The organism is Bradyrhizobium sp. CCGUVB1N3 (genome assembly GCF_024199925.1).
In the GTDB taxonomy this organism is placed as follows: Bacteria; Pseudomonadota; Alphaproteobacteria; order Rhizobiales; family Xanthobacteraceae; genus Bradyrhizobium.
The window spans coordinates 6,068,271-6,089,424 of sequence record NZ_JANADR010000001.1; the positions used below are offsets into that span (position 1 = coordinate 6,068,271).

A 21,154-nucleotide genomic window follows, 5' to 3' on the forward strand; every position below is an offset into this window, starting at 1 on the left:
GCCAGTATCCTCGAAGTAACCCGTCGCGCTAGGATGTTCGACAAACGAACATGGATGGGCGCGATGCCACAGATCGATCGGGACGGAGTTGCCATCCACTACGAAGTCCACGGCAGTGGGCCGCCGCTGCTTCTGACCCACGGCTATTCATCGACATCAGTAATGTGGCATGGGCAGATCGATGCGCTCGCCAGGCACGCCTCGCTCGTGCTGTGGGACATGCGCGGTCATGGCCGCTCCGACTATCCCGACGACCCGGCCGCCTATAGCGAAGCGCTGACCGTCGGCGACATGGCCGCAATTCTCGATGCGATCGGCGCGCCGCGCGCCATCATCGGCGGGCTGTCGCTTGGCGGTTACATGTCGCTCGCCTTCTATCGCGCGCATCCGCAGCGCGTCCGTGCGCTCCTGATCATCGACACCGGTCCGGGATTCAGGAAGGACGATGCGCGCGAGGCCTGGAACGCGCGCGCACGCGCCACCGCCGACAAGCTCGATCGCGAGGGTCTCGACGTGCTGCAATCGGCGACCCGCGAACGCGCGACCGCCAGCCACCGCAACGCCAGGGGGCTTGCGCTCGCCGCGCGCGGCATGCTGACCCAGCGCGACGCGACGGTGATAGAGTTGCTGCCGGACATCAAGGTGCCGTCGCTGATCGTGGCCGGTGCCGACGACACGCCGTTCCTCGCAGCGTCCGACTACATGGCAGCCAAAATCCCCGGCGCACACAAGGTCGTGATTCCCGCGGCCGGGCATGCCGTCAACATCGATCAGCCGCAGGCTTTTGTTGACGCGGTGGTCCCCTTCCTGACAAATCTGCCGCACGAAGCGGGCCGCGAAGGGACCTGAACGATGAAGCCGACGATGGTCGCAACTGTCGCGATGACGCTGGGCATGATGACGGCCTCGGCGCAAGCCGAGCAATGGGCGCCGCCGCGCCTGCCCTTCGTCATGACATTGTCGAACACCGCGCCGCTGGCCTTCGGGATGGATGCCGCCCAGGCGGCGCAGGCGCTGGGCCAGCCGCTGCAATATGTTCGCGGACGTCCCGGCAACGAGATCTACCTCGCCTTGCGCAATCTCGGCGGCAGCCGGCTCATCCCCTACCGCCACCGCCTGTTCCTGCAATTCCGCCATGGTCGCCTCGCAGGCTGGAAAGAGGACTACGGCGAGAACTGGATGTGGGAGTAACACAACTCTCAATCCTCATGGTGAGGAGCGCCGAAGGCGCGTCTCGAACCATTGAGGCCCGGCTCTCGCATCTCGGCCTTCATCCTTCGAGACGCGCTCCGCTGGAGCGCTCCTCAGGATGAGGTGAGAGAGCGGAAATTCGGGATCAACAACTCATTCAACAGCCAACAACGAAGGACAACCTCGTGGGACACGACATTAAACTGACGGCCTCCGACAATTTCCAGCTCAGCGCCTATCGCGCCGACCCCACTGGCGCGCCGAAGGGCGCGGTGGTGGTCATCCAGGAGATCTTTGGGGTCAATCATCACATCCGCTCGGTCTGCGACCGGCTGGCCAAGGAAGGCTATGTCGCGATCGCGCCGTCGATCTTCGATCGCACCTCGCCAAACTTCCAATCGGGCTATTCGCCCGACGAGATCGCGGAGGCACGCAAGTTCGTCGCCAATCCCGACTGGGAGGCGATGCTGCGCGATACGCAGGCCGCGATCGATGCGGTGAAGACTGTCGGCCCGGTCGGCATCATCGGCTTCTGCTTAGGGGGAAGCATCGCCTATGTCGCAGCGACACGGCTCTCCGGCCTCTCGGCCGCGATCGGCTATTATGGCGGCGCCGTCGTGCGCTTTGCCGATGAGAAGCCGAAGGTGCCGACGCAGCTGCATTTCGGCGAGAAAGACGCGGGCATTCCCCTGACCGACGTCGAGACCATCAAGGGCAAGCGGGCGGACGTCGAGGTCTTCATCTACGCGAACGCTCAGCACGGCTTCCACTGCGACGAGCGCGCGAGCTACGACAAGGCCAGCGCCGACATCGCCTGGCCGCGCAGCATGGCGTTCTTTGCCGAGCATTTGCACAAGTAGCGTCCAACTCTCACCGTCCTCATTCCGGGATGCGCCGATAGGCGCAGGCCCGGAATCCACCGTGCCGCGAAGTTGGTGGCGAAGTGGATACCGGGCTCGCGCTGCGCACGCCCCGGAATGACGAAGGAGAGAGAACAGCGCAGCTCACTTGGCGGAAATCGGGTGGTCGCTACGTGACGTATCACGATAGAGCTGGCTCAAAGCCAACTGACGCGGAATATCGTCATGCGAGACACCACGCGACTCATCATCCGCAACCCGTTCGGCACCATGGACGTGCCGGAACCCAACGACCATGACGTGATGACCTATGCCGCGACGGCGACACTCGCCGGCGGCGAGGACGACGGCAACGCGGCACAATGGGCCCAGGTCCCTGCATCATCCGATCCTCTGGACGGCGCCTGGGCAAGCCGCTGGAACGGCGGCGCCGATCCGACCATTTTGGGCGATGCCCCGGACAAGTGGAAACAGGGCCGGGCCGAGCTCCGCGTCGCTGGGAACCGGATCTATCTGCGCTTTGATTGGGACGATGGCCGAAGGCACGGGCTCATCGATGCCGCGCGTGACGGCGCAGATCTCCTGGTCGGAAAATACATCAACCTGACGGACCCCGGCATCACGCGGCCATGGGTCGGGCGCTTGGTCGACGCGACGCGCATCGACGGATGCTTTCCAAACGGTCGCCTCGACTTCAGGCGGTGAGGCGCGAGCTGTGACTAAGCCGTGTACTCGCAAAAGGGAGTAATGGGCAGAAGGCGTGCAAGCTTCACCTGCCGACATTCACTGTGCTGTGCGCGAAAAGATCTCAAAGACTTGGTTAGCCAGGGCGTAGCCGAGATCGACATTGTTTTTCGCGGAGAAATGGATTCCATCCAGACCGCCTGTTGAGATCACGCTTCCTGCGTCGAAGAAGTCGACCTTCATGAAGTTGGCCAGAGACCTGTACTGTGTCGCAAGCTCCATCGTCTTCTCGCGCCCGCCCTCGAACATTCCCTGGAGCCAGGGATCGGCTACGGGCGCAAGTGGAGGCGGCGCCACAACGAGCACCTGAGGGGCTCCGTAAACCGTGCCGACGCCACCCGTCGACGTGAGGACCTGGCCGACCAGCTTCGACATGCCGAGCGCAATCTCATATGGCGTGCGATGATAGTAACTCTTCGCATCGTTCGTTCCGAGCATGATGATGACGAGGTCCAGCGGAAGGTGGCTTGCCAGCGCGGAGGGCAGATAGGCGGATCCGTTCAGGCGCGGATCAACGGGATCATCGATCGCTGTCGTTCGTGCACTCAGACCTTCCTCCACGATTTCGTAGTCGGACCCAAGTCTGGAGGCCATGATCCCCGTCCACCGCTCCGGATAAGGAAATCTTGTCGTTGGTGCTCCCTCGCGAACGGCAATCCACCCCCAAGTCAGAGAGTCGCCAAAACACAGGATTCGCCTGGCCATGAGAACCTCGTTCAGTTGAACTAGGAACGGATGCTGTGAAGGAGTCCGACCAACGACCCGCCGGCATGCGCCAAAAGTCGACAAGCCCTGCTCCGAACCAGGTCGATACTCTAATTCGAATTTCTGAGGTGAGGTGGAAGTGAAGGAGAAGACACCGACAATGTTTCGGTGCCGTCGTCGTCATACCAAATCGCCATTGAAATTCTTTGTTGAAGCGCAGTGTTCCCCGATAGGTTCGGGATGGTGTGATAAGAGACGTTTGTTTCGCTCTTGATAATCCTGCAATTTGGCGATTCTCGACGCCAAATGTTGACCTGCCGTTCAATGTCTTTGGCATCCGGACCGATAAACATCTTGAGTTTCATGCGCGCGCTCCTTCGCTACCGTTAATAGGCATTTCCGCGCCGGCTGAGGGCCCCGTCAAGCCGGAACCGTCATCGGTTCCTACAAGCCACTCCTGGAAAAGAAATGTACTAATTCTAATGTCCTTAGTCGAATGCCCGATGTCCGTTCTGGGTCAATCGGGCCGCTTCGTCCCGGCAGCTATAGCCTCCTGTCAGCCCTGATGAACGGACGTCTTCAGCGCGGGCCGTAACGGCTCTCTCAGCATGTCATTCCCCATTGCGCAATTGCGCAATGGGGATGCGCCGACAGGCGCAGGCCCGGAATCCATCGGGCCTCAGAGATCGTGGCAGAATGGATTCCGGGCTCGCGACTTCGTCGCGCCCCGGAATGACGGCGGTGAGAGATTTAGAACCAGCGTTCGCCGACGTACACCGTGTCGCCCGGGCCGAGCGGCGTGCCGAGCGGCACCACGGCGCGCATCGCGCCACCGGCATCGCTGCGGGTCACCGTGACCACGTCGCGTTTGGCGCGCGGCGAGAAGCCGCCGGCGATCGCGACGGCGCTCTCGACGGTCATGTTCGGCACGTAAGGATACTGTCCGGGCGCGGCGACCTCGCCCAGAATGAAGAAGGGACGATAGGCTTCGATCTCGACCGCCACCGAGGGCTCGCGGATATAGCCGTTGCGCAGGCGCGCGGCGATTTCGGAGGCGAGCCCGGCCGTGGTGCGGCCGCGCGCCGGCACCGCGCCGATCAACGGCATGGTGATCGCGCCGCCGGCATCGATGGCGTAGGTGTTGGTGAGACCTTCCTGACCGTAGATCACGACGCGCAGCTTGTCGCCGGCATCGAGGTGATAGGACGCGTCATAGCGCACCGGCACCGGCATGGGCGCGGCATAGCCGACATCTACGGGCGCGGGAGCTGCGGCAAAGGAATTGCGGAGCGCGCCGATGGCGCCGCCACCGGAATTGTCGACGACGGCAACAGGCTGCGGCCCGGCGGGCTGGCCATAGGCCATGTAGTCGAGATCGCTGCGCGGCTGCGCGACCGCGACGGGACCGACGGTTTGCATGCAGCCGCCAAGGGCGAGCGCGGCGGACGCTGCCAAGATCGACAATCGAAACGCGCGCGCAACCCGCACTGGAGCCATCCCCTGAACCGAGATAGCTCCAGTCTTGCACCGGCTATGGTTAATAAAGCGTTGAGTTCACGTGAGACGCGACAGTGCAACCAACGGGCACAGTGCGCTCCCTCTCCCGCTTGCGGGAGAGGGTTGGGGTGAGGGTGCCTCCGCAATGAACGCTCTTTGAGTGGAGAGAACCCTCACCCGCATTGCATCTCACGATGCAATGCGACCTCTCCCGCAGGCGGGAGAGGTGCAGCGAGTTCGTGGCTTACGCGCTCACGCCGACGCCGATCGGGCACGAGACGCCGGTGCCGCCGAGGCCGCAATAGCCGGCCGGATTCTTGGCGAGATATTGCTGGTGGTAATCCTCGGCGAAATAGAACTCGCCGGCGGGCGCGATCTCGGTGGTGATGGCGCTGAGGCCCTTGGCTGCGAGCGCCTTCTGATAGAGCGCCCTGGACTCGTCGGCCGCCTTCTTCTGCGCATCGCTATAGGTGTAGATCGCGCTTCGATATTGCGTGCCGACGTCATTGCCCTGGCGCATGCCTTGCGTCGGGTTGTGGTTCTCCCAGAACGCCTTCAACAGGCGCTCGTAAGGGATCTTCTTCGGATCGTACACGACCAGCACCACCTCGGTGTGGCCGGTGCGGCCCGAGCAGACCTCTTCGTAGGTGGGATTGGGCGTATGGCCGCCGGCATAGCCGACCGCGGTGACGTAGACGCCCTCGCCGAGCTCCCAGAACTTGCGCTCGGCGCCCCAGAAGCAACCGAGCCCGAACACGGCCTGCTCGAGACCCGCAGGGTAAGGCGGCTTGAGCTTCTGGCCGTTGACGAAATGGGTGGTGGCGGTGGGCAAAGGCTGCGCACGGCCCGGCAGCGCATCGGCTGCGCTCGGGAGTGCAGTGGTCTTGCGCATGAACAGCATGGTCGGATCTCCGAAACGAGCTGCCCGTCGCCCAAGCAGGGGCGCTTGAGGCGGCGTGCTCGCGATACCTGTTGAATATAGGCATTTACGTCTGGAGAGGCAGCCCTGTTACGCAGCCTCCTTTGCAAGGGACGGTCAGTCCCGCGAATAGCCGATCAGGGGTTTCCTCGGCCGGAACAGGATCATCAGGAGGATGCCGAGGATGCCGAGCACGGCGAAAACCGGCTGGTCCAGCACCAGGCGGATCACCGAGGTCCATAGCCAGGGGGCCTTGGCCTCGACCCAGGTCCGGAACGCCTGCTGGCTGGCCTGATGGATATCGTTCCAGAACTGGCCGAACCGGGTGAACCGCAGGGTCTGGTCCGCCACCCAGCGGGCGCCGTCATAGACCATGAAGATGAAGCCGCCAGCCAGCAGCAACAGGCCGATCAGTCGGAAAAAGCCGCGGATCATGCATCACCTTAATATGCCCATCCGGCCGGGACGGGGCGAAACGCCGCCAGCCAATACCGGGACGCAAGCAGAAATTCAACCTCGTCAGTACGTTACGGCGGTTCCCGTTCCACCAAAGGCAGTTTTCCGGCCTCCCGAAGCCGTTGACGGTGCCGCAGGCCCCCTCTATAAGGGCGCCAACTGGCGGCGGGCGCAATCCCGCCGCCGCTGTTCTTTGAGCCATGTGAGGCAGCCTTAGTGAGGCAATAGCCGCAAGGCTGGCACGCGGGCTCAACAGAACTGCCTTAGCAACCGAACACCCTAAAACCGAGCGTCGATTTCGCGGTTCAAGCAGCCGGCGCTAATCCGAGCAAGAAGCGACCGGTCACCGCAGAGGATTTTTGAGACTATGGCCAACACCACTTCCGCCAAGAAAGCGACGCGCAAGATTGCCCGTCGTACCGCCGTCAACAAGTCGCGTCGCACCCAGATGCGCGGCGCAGTCCGCACCGTCGAAGAGGCGATCAAAGCCGGCGATCGCGCCGCCGCGCTGAAGGCGCTGGCGAACGCCGAGCCCGCCCTGATGCGTGCCGCGCAGCGCAACATCGTTCACAAGAACAACGCGAGCCGCAAAGTGTCGCGGCTGACGCATCAGATCGCCAAGCTCGGCAAGTAATCTGAACGAACACCGCGTAAGCGGACGAAGCCCGGCATGCGCCGGGCTTTTTCTTTTTGTCGTGCGCGCGACGAAGACCAGAGCGCGTCAGCCGGAGCTTCTGCTCCAGCGCTCCCGCCATCGGAGCTCTTGATCCCTGCTCTTTGACAGGAGCTCGCTGATAGACGGGAGCTCTTCGATCGAAGCTCTTTGAAAAATTTTTCGGCGCGCTATTTTACCTCCCGTAATTTTACCTGCTGGCTATTCTGTCACACTGGAAACCTTCATCGCAGTTGCGAAAAGCCTGTGTGGCGCGGCAAAACGAATTCCCGCCCCGCCATCATCCTGCACGCCATGGTATCCAGGGGAGTTGTGCAACGGCAGGGTTACCCTGCAAAACGAGACTCGAAAAACGATGTCTCGATAATCACTTATCCACATAGTGACCGGAAGCATTTGGAAAATTGGCTCACACGGCACTCGCGTGACGCTTTTGTAAATTTTTTTTGCGCGCCGTCGGATAATTGTCACATGACGCGCATTGCCTTCGATTCTGCACGGCGATTCAAAAACTTGGTTCTCGACCCTGTGAACAACTCTGCGCGCGCGTTAACGCAGATAAGGATTTAAGCTCCTCAACTGTGAATCAATTTCATTGCGAGTCTCCGTGCATCGTGTATTTCTTAAAGCCGTCCGCAGCGCCCACGATCTTGAGACCAGCGCGGTTTTAGAAACGGGGCGAGCGTGCAAATCGGCGGCGGTGTGCACGTTGGCGGCGCTTTACCAAGCGATTGTCGGTTTGAAACCCATAGCAATATGGGAACGGTAGTGCTTTGTCCAAATGTCTCCAAGCGGGGCATTCGTGTCTCGCTCGCGTTCACACGCAACGGAGAGACAGCGACAGGCGACCCGACAAGCGCGAGGGCAGCGCCACCCGGACAAGCTATGAAAGACGGGCGGGCCTCGCGCTAGGAATGTGGAGTTCCTGCGCGAAGTTCATAGACGACACGCAGGACCTTGCCGTGAGCAATCACGGCAGGACGGGGAGGCACCATGTCGAACGATCGTAACGCGGTATTGAACAACATCTCTTCTTCCAATGATGCCGTTTCGAGTTCGTCCTGCGACCAGCCCCCGGCGTGCCCCTGCGCGCTGAGTACGCGCTGACCTCGCGACCCCACAATTCTTGACATCACTGGTCTGCTCTGCGGCGTTCGCGCCGAACGGTTGATCTGTGCCTTCAAGATGGATTCGCTTGAGGTCGTGCCGTGGCAGGAAACCTGCAACGGCACTCGCAACGCAACCTTATCTCCAAAGAAAAGTTTACAAACGATGACATCGGAACAGGATCGCTGGTCACGCGTGAAGGGTCGGCTGCGCACGAGCGTTGGCGAGGACGTCTACACCAGCTGGTTTGCACGCATGGATCTCGAAGGAGTGCAGGAGGAAAGCGTGCGGCTTTCGGTTCCGACGCGCTTCCTGAAGAGCTGGATCCAGGCCCATTATGCCGAGCGCGTGCTCTCCTGTTGGCAGGCCGAGATGCCGGAAGTGCATCGTATCGACCTCACCGTGCGCACCGCTGTGCGCCCGACCATCGCACTCAAGGAAGCGCCGGCGCCGATCGAGGCCAAGCGCATGGACGGCCGCCCCTCGGCCGAGCTGCGCGCGACCGCGACCGCGCCGGTCTCCGCCAACCATGACGCGCTCGGCGGCTCGCCGCTCGATCCGCGCCTGACCTTTGCAAGCTTCGTCGTCGGCCGCGCCAACACGCTGGCGCATGCGGCGGCACGCCAGGTCGCGGAAGGACGCCGCGGCGATCCCGTGATGTTCAATCCGCTCTACATCCATGCCGGCGTTGGCCTCGGCAAGACGCATCTGCTCCAGGCGGTGACATGGGCCGGCAATTCCGGCAGCGAGCGCAAGGTGCTCTATCTCACCGCGGAAAAATTCATGTACGGCTTCGTCGCCGCGCTGAAGACGCAGACGGCGCTCGCCTTCAAGGAAGCGCTGCGCGGCATCGACGTGCTCGTCATCGACGACCTCCAGTTCCTCCAGGGCAAGTCGACGCAGGCCGAGTTCTGCCACACGCTGAATGCGCTGATCGATGCCGGTCGCCAGGTCGTGATCGCGGCCGACCGCCCGCCGTCCGATCTCGAGAGCCTGGACGATCGCGTCCGCTCGCGGCTCGCCGGCGGCCTTGTGGTCGAGATGGGATCGCTCGGAGAAGATTTGCGGCTTGGCATTCTCAAGTCGCGTGTCGCGGCTGCCCGCGCCCATCATGCAAGCTTCGACGTGCCCGAGGAGGTGCTGAACTATCTGGCGCGCACCATCACCCATAACGGCAGGGATCTCGAAGGCTCGATCAACCGGCTGCTTGCTCACTCGAAGCTGAACAACCAGCCGGTGACGCTGGAGATGGCCGAGCGCGAGGTGCGCGACCTGATCCGGCCGCAGGAGCCCAAGCGCATCAAGATCGAGGACATCCAGCGCGTGGTGGCGCGGCAATATAATGTCAGCCGTTCCGACCTCCTGTCCTCGCGCCGAACCGCCAACGTGGTCCGGCCGCGGCAGGTCGCGATGTACCTCGCCAAGACGCTGACCCTGCGCTCACTCCCGGAGATCGGCCGCCGCTTCGGCGGGCGCGACCACACCACGGTGCTGCACGCGGTGCGCAAAATCGAGGCACTGGTCAGCAAGGATACGGCGCTGTCCGAAGAGGTCGAATCCCTGAAGCGGCAGCTGCAGGAATAAACCCCTAGGCCCTTCCGACCTGGCATTGATCGTCCCGGCTTTGCCGCCGGGGCGAGAGGCAAAATCGGGATGTAAATCGTGGGGAACAGCACCCCAATCCCTTGAATCGGATGGCTTTACGCGCCACCTTGCGCGACCCTGGCGGCTTTGATCATATCGGCTGGATGATCCGGCTTTGTCGGGTTTCTTCCCTGCCGCGGCGCCGCTTTCGGCCGCCCGGCTTTTCCATCCTGGGGATCGGGCGGGTAGTGCAATGAAGGTTACGGTCGAACGCGCGCAACTCCTGAAATCGCTGGGCCACGTCCATCGCGTGGTCGAGCGCCGCAACACGATCCCGATCCTCGGTAACGTGCTGGTGCGTGCAGAAGGCGCAAAACTGTCGCTGAAGGCGACCGACCTCGATCTCGAGGTGACGGAGACGCTGCCTGCGGAAACCGCGACCGCCGGTTCCACGACCGTGCCGGCGCACATGTTCTACGACATCGTGCGCAAACTGCCCGACGGCTCGCAGATCGTGCTGGAAGGCGACGGCGACCGCTCCGTGCTGGCGATCCGTGCCGGCCGCTCGCGCTTCACGCTCCAGACGCTGCCGGAGAATGATTTTCCCGATCTTGCGGCCGGCGACATGTCGCATTCCTTCAACCTCGCCGCCAAGGACGTGAAGCGGCTGATCGACCGCACCCAGTTCGCGATCTCGACCGAGGAGACGCGCTACTATCTCAACGGCATCTATCTGCATGCCGCAGGCTCAGCCAAAGCCGCGACCTTGCGCGGCGTTGCCACCGACGGCCACCGCCTCGCCCAGCTCGATCTGGTGCAGCCCACCGGTGCCGCCGGCATGCCCGGCGTGATCGTACCGCGCAAGACCGTCGGCGAGGTGCAGCGCCTGATCGAGGACAGCGAGGCCGAAGTCACGATCGAGCTGTCGCAGGCCAAGATCCGCTTCACCATCGGCAATGTGGTGCTGACGTCAAAGCTGATCGACGGCACTTTCCCCGACTACGGCCGCGTCATCCCGCAGAACAACGACAAGGAACTGGTCGTCGACAAGAAGGATTTCGAGGCCGCTGTCGACCGTGTCTCCACCATCTCCAGCGAGCGCGGCCGCGCGGTGAAGCTCTCGCTCTCCGCGGGCAAGCTGGTGCTATCGGTCACCAATCCGGATTCCGGCAGCGCGACCGAAGAGCTCGAGGTCGAATACGCCTCCGACGCGCTCGACATCGGCTTCAACTCCCGCTACCTGCTCGACATCGCCGCCCAGATCGAGGGCGAGGTCGCAACCCTTAAGCTCGCCGACCCGGGTTCACCGACCCTCGTCCAGGACCGCGACGACAAGAGCGCGCTATACGTGCTGATGCCGATGCGGGTGTGAGGCGCGTGAGCCTCCCGGCGCATAGTGAAGGCACACTGCCATCGCTTCGCGACCAGGGAGAGCTGCGCATTGCTGTGCCCTCTCCCCTTGTGGGAGAGGGCAGCTCCGCTCGTCGACCCAAGCTCACTCGGGTGAGGGGTCCTCTCTCCGCACCTACAATGCGAAGGCAACCCCTCACCCGGCTTCGCTTCGCGAAGGCACACCGCCGCCGCTTCACGAACAGAGTGCGATGTGAGGGGCTTGTGCCGCAAGACCCGCATCATCGACCGGCCGCCACGCATCTGCGTGAATTCGCGAAGAAGATGCGACGAGAGCCGACGGATGCCGAAGCTGCGATGTGGCGATTGCTCAGGGATCGCCGGCTCTCCACTGTCAAGTTTCGCCGACAAGTCCCCTTCAAGAACTACATTCTCGATTTCGTCTGCTTCGAGAAGCGGCTCGTCATCGAAATCGACGGTAGTCAGCACGCAGAATCGCGTAGCGATGCTACTCGGGAAGCCGCACTTGCTGCCGAAGGATTTCAAATCGCCCGCTACTGGAACAACGATGTCTTGCAACAGCCCGCGGCCGTATTGGAGGACATCCTTGCCAAGCTCAGTACGCGGTAAGATACCCCTCACCCGTCGCCTCACTTCGTGAGGCGCCACCCTCTCCCACAAGGGGAGAGGGTGAAGAGTCCGGTTTGCGACGAACAGAGCATGACCCCTTCCCGCATTCATCGCCTGACGCTGACGCAGTTTCGCAATTACCGGGCGGCGGGGCTCGAGACGACGGCTGACATGGTGGCGCTGGTCGGCCCCAATGGTGCGGGCAAGACCAATTGCATCGAGGCCATCTCGTTTCTGTCGCCGGGCCGCGGCTTGCGACGGGCGACGCTGGAGGACGTCGCCGACAATCAGGGCGACGGATCCTGGGCGGTCTCCGCGCAGGTCGAGGGCGCGCTGGGCCTCGGCACGCTCGGCACCGGCATCGATGCGCCGCGCGCCGACAGCGCGGTGAGCCGGCGCTGCCGCATCGACCGCGAGCCGGTCAACTCGGCGAGCGCCTTCGGCGACCACATCCGCATGGTGTGGCTGACGCCGGCGATGGACGGCCTGTTCATGGGCGCGGCCTCGGAGCGGCGGCGCTTCTTCGACCGCCTGGTGCTGGCGATTGACAGCGAGCATTCCAGCCGCATCTCGGCGCTCGAGCGTTCGCTGCGCTCGCGCAACCGGCTGCTCGAGGTGCGCAATTATGACGACCATTGGTGCGACGCCATCGAGCGCGAAACCGCCGAGCTTGCGGTCGCGGTCGCAGCGACGCGCGGCCAGACCGCTGCAAAGCTCACCGCGATGCTCAATGGCCGCGCGCAATCCTCGGCGTTCCCGTCGGCGCAAATCGCGCTCGACGGCTGGATGGAGAACGCGTTGCTTGCAGAGACCGCGACTTCGGTCGAGGACCGCTACCGCCAGATCCTACGCGACAACCGCCCGCGCGATGCGATCGCCGGCCGCACCACCGACGGGCCGCACCTCACCGATCTCCAAGTCGTCTATGCGCCGAAGGGGATGCCGGCGCGCGATGCCTCGACCGGCGAGCAGAAGGCGCTGCTGATCGGGCTCGTGCTGGCGCATGCGACGCTGGTTGCCGAGATGACCGGCATCGTGCCGCTCTTGCTGCTCGACGAGGTCGTCGCGCATCTCGATCCGCACCGCCGTGCGGCGCTGTTTGCCGAACTGCAGAAACTCGGTGCGCAGGTGTGGTTAACCGGCGCCGACCCTGCCGCTTTTGCCGAGATCGGCAGCTCCGGCGAGGTGTTCGACGTCGAGAACGGGCGCATCACGGCGCGCCGGTAGGGTCACCGTTGAACCTGACGGGTTCCCCCGGCGACTAGTCTCTTGAGGCCGCGCCGACAGTGTCGCAGCCGTTGCAATCGCGCGATGCCCCGATTGGCGCGCAACATCCTTGGAGATTCGACGATGTCGACAGTAAGGCGCGGGACGAAAGTTCCGGCACGATGGCGGCTGTTTGTGTGCGGCCTCTTCCTGGTGGCGAGTTGCCCAATCGTGGCAAGGGCCGATGACGGCTTGGTTGACGTTCGCACGCTGCCGAAACTGGAAGGCGCGGTGGAGGATGCCGCGCGCACCGAATCCCACAGTCTGCAGTATGGCGTGCCGACAGTGGTCGCGGCGACGACCGCCGCCGCGCGAAAGCTCCTGAGTGCCGACGGCTGGGTACAATTTGTCCAGCCGACCGAAGAAAACAGCCCCATCTTGATGTTCAGGAAGGGACGGCTGGGACTGCACGTCTCCTTCACGCAGGGCCTCGGCCGGCCCGATCAGTCCGTGGTGTATTATTCCGCGAACCGGATCAGCGGTAATGTGCCGTTCCCCGCGACCGCTACCGACATCGTGTTCGACGAAAATCGTCCCTATCTCAGCTGCATCGCTCCGTCGTCGTTCGATGCGACACAGGACTTCTTCGCCAAGGAAATGGCTGCGATCGGCTGGCAGCCGCTCACGGCTGAAGCAGCCGCGCGCTGGCCGAACGCCGACCTCAATGCAACCGTCGCAAATGGCGTGCGCACCTTTTACGTCCATGACGACAGCAATGGATTCTATCGACAGAAGCCGATCATGCTGACGCTGACGCGCCGCGACGACGGCCGCACCAATGTCGAGGCCAGGATCGCGCCGTTCGCGCTGCCCGCGGACCTTCAGGCCGGCGACGACATGGCCGGCCTTCCACGCCCCAATCCGATCAAGTCGGCCCACGGCAAGGGCAGCGCCAGCTCGAATCAGCGGGAGATCACGGTGGCCGTGATTGCCGATCTGCCCGCCGTGCTCGCTTTCTACCATCGCGCGTTTGCGGCGCGCGGCTGGACGGAAGAGGGGAATGCGCCTCTTGCCGCAGGCGATGACGTCGCGCTCAAATTCTCTTCGCCCGAGGAAACCGGCGTGCTGCGGCTCGGCCGCAAGTACGACTTCACGATGGTCTATCTGACCGCGCAGGTGAAGGAATCCGTGCTCGCCGCCCGCGCCAAGGCGAAGAAGGACGCCGACGACCAATTCATGAAGGACGCGGATCAGATGGTGAAAGATGTCCTCGCCGCCGACGAAGTCCGTCGCAAGACACAGGCCGCCACCTTGTCCGATACGCCTTTGCAGGCGCAGGCCGGCAGCACCACGCCGGTGCCGCTGCCGGAGAACGCGCAGGAAGTGGATTTCAAGGGCGATGACGGCCGGCTCGAATTCAACTCCAGCTCCAGCGTCAAGGCGATTGCCGCCTTCTACCGTACCTCGCTGAAGCAGGCGGGCTGGAAGGAACAGCCCTCGGTGATCAACCAGCCGAACATGGCCGTGCTGGAGTTTTCCAAGGGCGGCAAGACGATCTCGTTCACGGTGATGCAGATGGGCGCCAAGGTGAATGTCAGCGCCGACGGGTCCGGCCTGCGCATGGCCGCGGCCAAGCCTGCGTCCACGGGCAAGCAGGCCGGCGGCGATCAGGCTGGCGCGCAGGCCAAAGCGTCCGCGCCACTCGAAGCGGACCCGGAGTCTGCGCTTCCCGTGCCGAAGCAGCGCACCGCGACCTCACTCGGCACTGCAAAACTGCCCGGCATCGAGGCTCCGTTCCGCCGCGAGCTCGAAGCCAGCGTGCCTGCCGAGCTCAGCGACGTGCTCTCGTTCTATCGCAGCGAACTCACCAAGCTCGGCTGGCAGGAGAAGCCGGATGGCGCGGTGGTCGCCGCCGATCGCGTGCAGCTCGCGTTTGCTTCGCCGCAGGGACCAGCCGTGCTGAAGCTCGGCCGCGCCAATGGCGAGACCTCGATCAATCTCGTGCAGAAGAACCCGGATGCCGCGACAAAAGCGGACATCATGCCCAAGCCCGGACAGGCCAAGCTGCTGCTCGGCAACATGGGAAATCAGGAGGCGCAGCTCACGATCAACAAGCAGACCGTCAAGATCGTCGCCGGCGCTGGCGGTCCGCAATCGCCGAAGGGCCCCATGCTCGATCTGCCACCCGGCAAGTACCAGTACTCGCTGAGCGTGCCCGGCCGGCCCGCCCGCACCGAGAGCATCACGATCGCCGCGGGTGACGCCTGGGGCCTCATGGTGGGGCCGACCGGCGAGGTGCTGCCGCTCCAGATGTACTGAACCGCCGGCTTTGCCTGTAACGGCCAGGTTGAACCTGGCCGGTTCGTGCGGCGACTAGTCGTCTAGAGGCTGCGGCCACCGTGTCGCAGCCTCTGCATCGCGCGAAGATCAAGACGCGCGACATCCTTGGAGAGTAAGCATGACGAGGGTAAGGCATCGGACGAAAGCCCCGGGACGGTGGCGGCTGTTTGCATGCGGCCTCTTCTTCCTGGCTAACTCGCCGATCGCGGCACGGGCCGAAGGCCTCGTGGATATGGTGGAGGCCTATCGCGGCTGCGTCGCGCCGAGCCCGCTTGCCAGGATCACGGCTGCGATCGGATGGCAGAAGCTCACGCCAAAGCCGGGCAAAGACATGCCCGTGCCGGCGGAATCCAGCTTCAGCAGCTTCAACACTACGGTAGCGTTCAGAATCAAGGAGCCGCTCCGGAGCACGCTCGAAGCCTGCGTGCCCGCCAAGCTCGGCAACGTGCTGGCCTTCTATCGCACCGAGCTCGGAAAGCTCGGCTGGCAGGAGAAGCCGGATGGCACGGTGGTCGCCGCGGATCAGGCGCAGCTTGCCTTCGCCTCCCCGCGGGGGCCGGCCCTGCTCAAGCTCGGCCGCAGGAACGGCAACACCTCGGTCAGTCTTGTGCAGAAGAATTCGGACGCCGCGACCAAGACGAATCTCATGCCCGTGCCCGGTCAGGCGATGCTGGTATTCGACAATAAAGGCGACAACGAAGCCGTGCTCACCATCGACAAGCGGACGATCACGATCGCGGACGGTCAACGGAACGCGCTGAGCCTCGATCTGCCGCCGGGCGAGTATTCCTACGAGCTGCGCGTGGCAGGCCATCCAGCTCGCGCCGACACCCTCACGATTGCCGCCGAAGACACCTGGGAGCTTACGGTGGGACCCGATGGGAACGTACGGTCGCCGCTCCAGCTGTACTGAGCCCGCCGGCTTTGCCTGTAACGGCCAGGTTGAACCTGTCCGGTTCGTGGGGCGACTAGTCGTCTGGAGACGGCGGCGACAGTGTCGCAACCGCTGTATCGCGCGAAGATCGCGACGCGCGACATCCTTTGGAGAGTGAGCATGAAGATGGTCAAGCGCGGGACGAAAGCTCCAGCACGATGGCGGCTGTTTGCATGCGGCCTCTTCCTTCTCGCAAGCTGCCCGCTTCCGGCTCAGGCCGAGGGCTCGGTGCCGCACCTGTCGCGGCTGTACCTGGCGCAGCTGCAGGACGGGCCGCTCAAGCTCGATCCCGGTGCCGATCTGCCCGTGCCGACCCGGATCAGCCACAGACAGTTCACTTTCAACTATGCTGACGGCGTCAAGGCCCCGATCCGGCGCACGCTCAAGGCCAGCATTCCCGCCGAGCTCAGCGACGTGCTCGCCTTCTACCGCACCGAGCTGGCGAAGCTCGGCTGGCAGGAAGTGGCAGATGGCGCCGTCGTTGCGGCCGAGCAGGCGGAGCTCTCGTTCACATCCCCGGAGGGGCCGGCGACCCTGAAGCTTGGCCGCGCGAAGGACGAGACCACGGTCGACCTTGTACAGCGGAATCCGGAGGCCGCGGCCAAGGCCAAATTCCTGCCGATAGCAGGACAAGCGCGTCTGATATTCGGCTATCTCGTGCCGGATGTGGCTTCGCTCGCGATCAACGATCAAACCATCAAGATCGCGGGCGGCGAAAATCACCCACAAACGCTGGATCTGCCGCCCGGCACCTATTCCTACGAGCTGCTCGTGTCGGGCCATCCGGTCGGCACCAATACCATCACTGTGGCCTCAGGCGAGGCTTGGTCCCTCGGGGGAGACAACGGCGATAAGCCCTCCCGGATTTACTGAACTCCAAAGCCTTCCCCGGGGCGGCCACGGCTCCTCGGAACCGGCGCCGTCACACCGGGAAATGCGGTCGTTTTCGACGCGAGAAGCGCCCTCGAATCGGGCTTTTCGCGGGCTTCGGAATCGGCCTTCGAACGCCTTGAAAACCGGTTAAAAATCCCTATCTGATCAAAGGGTTGCGGGAGGATACTTTGCGCTAGGCGCAATCCTCCTTTCATGGCACAAATAGCGTCCAAATCAGTGCCCTCCGTGCGCCGCTGATTCGGGACATCCTCGAAGGCCTCTCATGACAGAACCTGCTCGGCAGCCGCGTGCCGAAAACGAGCCCTCCAACGCGAGCGAATACGGCGCGGAATCGATCCGCGTGCTCAAGGGTCTCGATGCCGTCCGCAAGCGCCCGGGCATGTATATCGGCGACACCGACGACGGCTCGGGCCTGCACCACATGGTCTACGAGGTCGTCGACAACGCGATCGACGAGGCGCTCGCGGGCCACGCCACGCGCGTCGACGTAGTGCTCAATCCCGACAATTCCGTCACGGTGCGTGACGACGGCCGCGGCATTCCCGTCGACATCCACAAGGGCGAAGGCATCTCGGCGGCCGAGGTCATCATGACCCAGCTCCACGCCGGCGGAAAGTTCGACCAGAACTCCTACAAGGTCTCCGGCGGCCTGCACGGCGTCGGCGTCTCCGTCGTCAACGCGCTGTCGAGCAAGCTCGGGCTTCGCATCTGGCGCGACGACAAGGAGCACTACATCGAGTTCGCCCACGGCGATGCCGTCGCACCGCTGAAGGCCGTCGGCGACGCGCCGGGCAAGCGCGGCACCGAGGTGACGTTCCTCGCCTCGACCGAAACCTTCAAGAACGTCGAGTACGATTTTGCAACGCTCGAGCACCGTCTGCGCGAGCTCGCCTTCCTCAACTCCGGCGTCAACATCATCCTCTCCGACATGCGCCATGCGGTCGAGAAGCGCGAGGAGATGCATTATTCCGGCGGCGTCGAGGAATTCGTCAAATATCTCGACCGCAACAAGAAGGCACTCGTGCCGGCGCCGATCATGGTGCGCTCGGAAGCCAACGGCATCGGCGTCGAGGCAGCGCTGTGGTGGAACGACAGCTACCACGAGAACGTGCTGTGCTTCACCAACAACATCCCGCAGCGTGACGGCGGCACCCATCTCGCCGGTTTCCGCGGCGCGCTGACGCGCCAGGTCAACGGCTATGCCGAGGCCAACGCGAAAAAGGAAAAGATCGCGCTCACCGGCGATGACTGTCGCGAAGGCCTTACCGCAGTGCTGTCGGTGAAGGTGCCCGATCCGAAATTCTCGTCGCAGACCAAGGACAAGCTGGTGTCCTCGGAAGTGCGCCCCGTGGTCGAGAACGTGCTCAACGAGGCGCTTGCGGCGTGGTTCGAGGAACACCCCAGCGAAGCCAAGATGATCGTCGGCAAGGTGATCCAGGCCGCCGCTGCCCGCGAAGCCGCGCGAAAGGCGCGCGAGCTGACGCGCAAGAGCCCGCTCTCGGTCTCCTCGCTGCCCGGCAAGCTCGCCGACTGCCAGGAGAAGGATCCGGCGAAGTCGGAACTGTTCATCGTCGAGGGCGACTCGGCAGGCGGCAGCGCCAAGCAGGGCCGCAACCGCGAGTTCCAGGCGGTGCTGCCGCTGCGCGGCAAGATCCTCAACGTCGAGCGCGTGCGCCCCGACAAGATGTTGGGAAGCGAGCAGATCGGCACGCTGATCACCGCGCTCGGCACCGGCATCAGCGACGACTTCTCGATCGAGAAGCTGCGCTATCACAAGATCATCGTGATGACGGACGCCGACGTCGACGGCGCCCACATCCGCACGCTGCTACTGACCTTCTTCTACCGGCAGATGCGCGACATCATCGACGGCGGCTATCTCTACATCGCCCAGCCCCCGCTCTATAAGGTCAGCCGCGGCAAGTCCGAGCAGTATTTGAAGGACGAGCGGGCGCTGGAAGACTATCTGATCGACGCCGGCCTCGATGACTGCGTCTACATCCCCGGCACCGGCGGCGATCGCTCCGGCCGCGACCTGCGCTCGTTGGTCGACGACGCCCGCGTGGTCCGCAGCGTCCTGCGCAACCTGCACAGCCGCTACAATCGCAAGGTGATCGAGCAGGCCGCGATCACCGGCGTGCTGAACAAGTCGATCTACGGCAATCCCGAGAACGCGGCCGCGGCGGCGCAATACATCGCCGGACGGCTCGACAGCCAGGCCGAGGAGGTCGAACGCGGCTGGGTCGGCCACTACGTGGAGGGCCAAGGCTTCCAGTTCGAGCGCACGGTGCGCGGCGTCAAGGAAGCCGCGATCATCGATGACGCCTTCCTCGGCTCGGCCGAGGCGCGCAAGCTCGACGAGTTCACGACGAAGCTTCAGGACGTCTATGCCCGCTCCGGCAAGCTGCGGCGCAAGGACACCGAGCACATGGTCCACGGCCCCGTCGATCTGTTCGAGGCCGTCACTGACGCCGGCCGCAAGGGCATCACGCTGCAGCGCTACAAAGGTCTCGGCGAGATGAACCCGGAACAGCTCTGGGAAACCACGCTGGACACCGAGGTGCGCTCGCTGCTCCAGGTGAAGGTCAAGGAGGTCGACGAGGCCGACGACATCTTCACCAAGCTGATGGGCGACGTGGTCGAGCCGCGCCGCGACTTCATCCAGGAGCATTCCCTCAGCGCGACCATCGACATCTAGGCAACAGGGGCAGAGGCAGTGGCGCCCATTCAGTACATCGTCGAGGGCGGTCACCGGCTCTCGGGCTCGATCGAGCCGTCCGGCAACAAGAATTCGGCGCTGCCGATCATCGCGGCTGCGCTGCTCACCGAGCATCCGGTGACGCTTCAGAACGTGCCGCGCATCCGCGACACCGAGACGCTGGTCGAGCTGATCCGCTCGGTCGGCGCGTCGGCCGAATGGCGCGAGCGCAATACGCTCGTCATTCACGCCAGGAGCATCCGCGCCGCCGATCTCGACCCTGAGCTCTGCGTTCGCATCCGCGCCTCGATCCTGCTCGCAGGCCCCCTGCTCGCCCGCTGCGGCGAGGTGATGCTGCCGCCACCCGGCGGTGACGTCATCGGCCGTCGACGGCTGGACACGCATGTGCTGGCGCTGGAGCAGTTGGGCGCCAAGGTCACCGCGACCGACCGGCTGGAGTTTCGCGCGCCGAAGCTGACCGGCGCCGACGTGTTCCTGGACGAGCCGAGCGTCACCGCGACCGAGAACGCACTCGTTGCGGCCGTGGCCGCCGATGGCGTCACCTATTTGCGCAACGCCGCCTCCGAGCCGCATGTGCAGGACCTCGCCAACTTCCTGGTCGCGCTCGGCGCGAAGATCGAGGGCATCGGCACCAATACGATGATCGTGCATGGACCGGCGACGCTGGGCTCGGCGAGCTATGCGATCCAGCCCGACCACATCGAGGTCGGTTCGCTGATCGGGCTTGCCGCGGTGACACGCTCGCCCCTGCGCATCGTGCGCGCCGGCGTCGAGCATTTGCGCTCGATCCGCATGGGCTTCGAGCGGCTCGGCATCGTCTGCCGCGTCGAGGGCGACGATCTGATCGTGCCGTCCAACCAGACCCTGAAGATCCAGGACGATTTCGGCGGCCACGTGCCGAAGCTGGAAGACCAGCCCTGGCCCGCCTTCCCGGCCGACCTCATGTCGATCGCCATCGTCACCGCCACGCAATGCGAGGGCGTGATCCTGATGTTCGAGAAGATGTTCGAATCCCGGATGTTCTTCGTCGACAAACTGATCGCGATGGGCGCACGCATCGTGCTGTGCGACCCGCACCGCGCGATCATCGCGGGGCCCAGCCGCCTGCGCGGCGCCTCGATGATCTCGCCCGATATCCGCGCCGGCATGGCCATGCTGCTTGCTGCCGTCTGCGCCGAGGGCACTTCGACGATCAACAACGCCGACCAGATCGAGCGCGGCTATGAGCGCATCGACGAGCGGCTGAACGCGCTCGGCGCCAAGATCAAGCGCGTGCCCGAGCGGAAGAGCTGAGGCAGCTTCGAATCTGAAATGGTCGCGTGCCCCGGACGCAGCGCAGCACGAA

20 protein-coding genes are annotated in these 21,154 nt (G+C 64.0%); 14 read left to right on the forward strand and 6 right to left on the reverse strand.

What is annotated here, in order from left to right; genetic code table 11:
• Positions 1-63: 63 nt before the first annotated feature.
• From NLM33_RS28940 to NLM33_RS28955, 4 genes are all read left to right on the forward strand, one after another.
• Complete coding sequence (locus tag NLM33_RS28940) at positions 64-849, forward strand: alpha/beta fold hydrolase (RefSeq protein ID WP_254101192.1); 786 nt, start codon at positions 64-66, stop codon at positions 847-849.
• Between the two features lie 3 nt (positions 850-852).
• Positions 853-1,191 carry a hypothetical protein gene (locus NLM33_RS28945; protein ID WP_254101194.1) on the forward strand — a complete coding sequence of 113 codons (339 nt, stop codon included), beginning with the start codon at positions 853-855 and terminating at the stop codon, positions 1,189-1,191.
• A 185-nt stretch (positions 1,192-1,376) separates the two neighbouring features.
• A complete protein-coding gene (locus NLM33_RS28950; protein WP_254101195.1) occupies positions 1,377-2,051 on the forward strand; it encodes a dienelactone hydrolase family protein in 675 nt (224 codons plus the stop codon).
• A 225-nt stretch (positions 2,052-2,276) separates the two neighbouring features.
• Positions 2,277-2,756 (forward strand): hypothetical protein, encoded by a 480-nt coding sequence (locus NLM33_RS28955; protein WP_254101197.1) that lies wholly within the window; start codon positions 2,277-2,279, stop codon positions 2,754-2,756.
• 78 nt (positions 2,757-2,834) lie between these two features.
• On the opposite strand, the gene NLM33_RS28960 is transcribed toward NLM33_RS28955, so the two are convergent.
• From NLM33_RS28960 to NLM33_RS28980, 5 genes are all read right to left on the reverse strand, one after another.
• Entirely contained in the window at positions 2,835-3,584 is a 750-nt protein-coding gene (locus NLM33_RS28960) for an SGNH/GDSL hydrolase family protein (protein WP_254101199.1), read from the reverse strand.
• 26 nt (positions 3,585-3,610) lie between these two features.
• Positions 3,611-3,865, reverse strand: coding sequence for a hypothetical protein (locus tag NLM33_RS28965; RefSeq protein ID WP_254101201.1), 255 nt, complete (start codon positions 3,863-3,865; stop codon positions 3,611-3,613).
• A gap of 385 nt (positions 3,866-4,250) precedes the next feature.
• Positions 4,251-4,997, reverse strand: coding sequence for a polysaccharide biosynthesis/export family protein (locus tag NLM33_RS28970; protein WP_254101202.1), 747 nt, complete (start codon positions 4,995-4,997; stop codon positions 4,251-4,253).
• A 244-nt stretch (positions 4,998-5,241) separates the two neighbouring features.
• Positions 5,242-5,898, reverse strand: coding sequence for a peptide-methionine (S)-S-oxide reductase MsrA (msrA, locus tag NLM33_RS28975; RefSeq protein WP_254101204.1), 657 nt, complete (start codon positions 5,896-5,898; stop codon positions 5,242-5,244).
• A 135-nt stretch (positions 5,899-6,033) separates the two neighbouring features.
• The gene (locus NLM33_RS28980; protein ID WP_254101206.1) at positions 6,034-6,351 is read right to left on the reverse strand and encodes a hypothetical protein; all 318 of its coding nucleotides are present in this window, start codon (positions 6,349-6,351) and stop codon (positions 6,034-6,036) included.
• A 388-nt stretch (positions 6,352-6,739) separates the two neighbouring features.
• Here NLM33_RS28980 and rpsT point away from each other — a divergent pair, with 388 nt between their 5' ends.
• The gene (gene rpsT / locus NLM33_RS28985) at positions 6,740-7,006 is read left to right on the forward strand and encodes a 30S ribosomal protein S20 (RefSeq protein WP_254101208.1); all 267 of its coding nucleotides are present in this window, start codon (positions 6,740-6,742) and stop codon (positions 7,004-7,006) included.
• 947 nt (positions 7,007-7,953) lie between these two features.
• On the opposite strand, the gene NLM33_RS28990 is transcribed toward rpsT, so the two are convergent.
• Positions 7,954-8,229, reverse strand: coding sequence for a hypothetical protein (locus tag NLM33_RS28990; RefSeq protein ID WP_254101210.1), 276 nt, complete (start codon positions 8,227-8,229; stop codon positions 7,954-7,956).
• An 88-nt stretch (positions 8,230-8,317) separates the two neighbouring features.
• Between NLM33_RS28990 and dnaA the strand changes: the two genes are divergently transcribed.
• The 9 genes from dnaA to murA all read left to right on the forward strand — a co-directional run bounded on the left by dnaA (position 8,318) and on the right by murA (position 21,102).
• Positions 8,318-9,736, forward strand: coding sequence for a chromosomal replication initiator protein DnaA (gene dnaA / locus NLM33_RS28995; protein ID WP_254101212.1), 1,419 nt, complete (start codon positions 8,318-8,320; stop codon positions 9,734-9,736).
• Between the two features lie 253 nt (positions 9,737-9,989).
• Positions 9,990-11,108: a DNA polymerase III subunit beta gene (gene dnaN, locus NLM33_RS29000; protein WP_254101214.1), complete on the forward strand. Its 1,119-nt coding sequence runs from the start codon at positions 9,990-9,992 to the stop codon at positions 11,106-11,108.
• A 242-nt stretch (positions 11,109-11,350) separates the two neighbouring features.
• Positions 11,351-11,716, forward strand: coding sequence for an endonuclease domain-containing protein (locus NLM33_RS29005; RefSeq protein ID WP_254101216.1), 366 nt, complete (start codon positions 11,351-11,353; stop codon positions 11,714-11,716).
• 90 nt (positions 11,717-11,806) lie between these two features.
• Positions 11,807-12,943 carry a DNA replication/repair protein RecF gene (gene recF, locus NLM33_RS29010; RefSeq protein ID WP_254101218.1) on the forward strand — a complete coding sequence of 379 codons (1,137 nt, stop codon included), beginning with the start codon at positions 11,807-11,809 and terminating at the stop codon, positions 12,941-12,943.
• A gap of 123 nt (positions 12,944-13,066) precedes the next feature.
• Positions 13,067-15,241 (forward strand): hypothetical protein, encoded by a 2,175-nt coding sequence (locus NLM33_RS29015; RefSeq protein ID WP_254101220.1) that lies wholly within the window; start codon positions 13,067-13,069, stop codon positions 15,239-15,241.
• 139 nt (positions 15,242-15,380) lie between these two features.
• Positions 15,381-16,175 carry a hypothetical protein gene (locus NLM33_RS29020; protein WP_254101222.1) on the forward strand — a complete coding sequence of 265 codons (795 nt, stop codon included), beginning with the start codon at positions 15,381-15,383 and terminating at the stop codon, positions 16,173-16,175.
• Between the two features lie 141 nt (positions 16,176-16,316).
• Positions 16,317-17,069, forward strand: a complete 753-nt coding sequence (locus tag NLM33_RS29025; RefSeq protein WP_254101224.1) for a hypothetical protein — start codon at positions 16,317-16,319, stop codon at positions 17,067-17,069.
• A 283-nt stretch (positions 17,070-17,352) separates the two neighbouring features.
• Positions 17,353-19,788, forward strand: coding sequence for a DNA topoisomerase (ATP-hydrolyzing) subunit B (gene gyrB, locus NLM33_RS29030; protein ID WP_254101226.1), 2,436 nt, complete (start codon positions 17,353-17,355; stop codon positions 19,786-19,788).
• Between the two features lie 18 nt (positions 19,789-19,806).
• Positions 19,807-21,102, forward strand: coding sequence for a UDP-N-acetylglucosamine 1-carboxyvinyltransferase (gene murA, locus NLM33_RS29035; RefSeq protein ID WP_254101228.1), 1,296 nt, complete (start codon positions 19,807-19,809; stop codon positions 21,100-21,102).
• Positions 21,103-21,154: the final 52 nt, after the last annotated feature.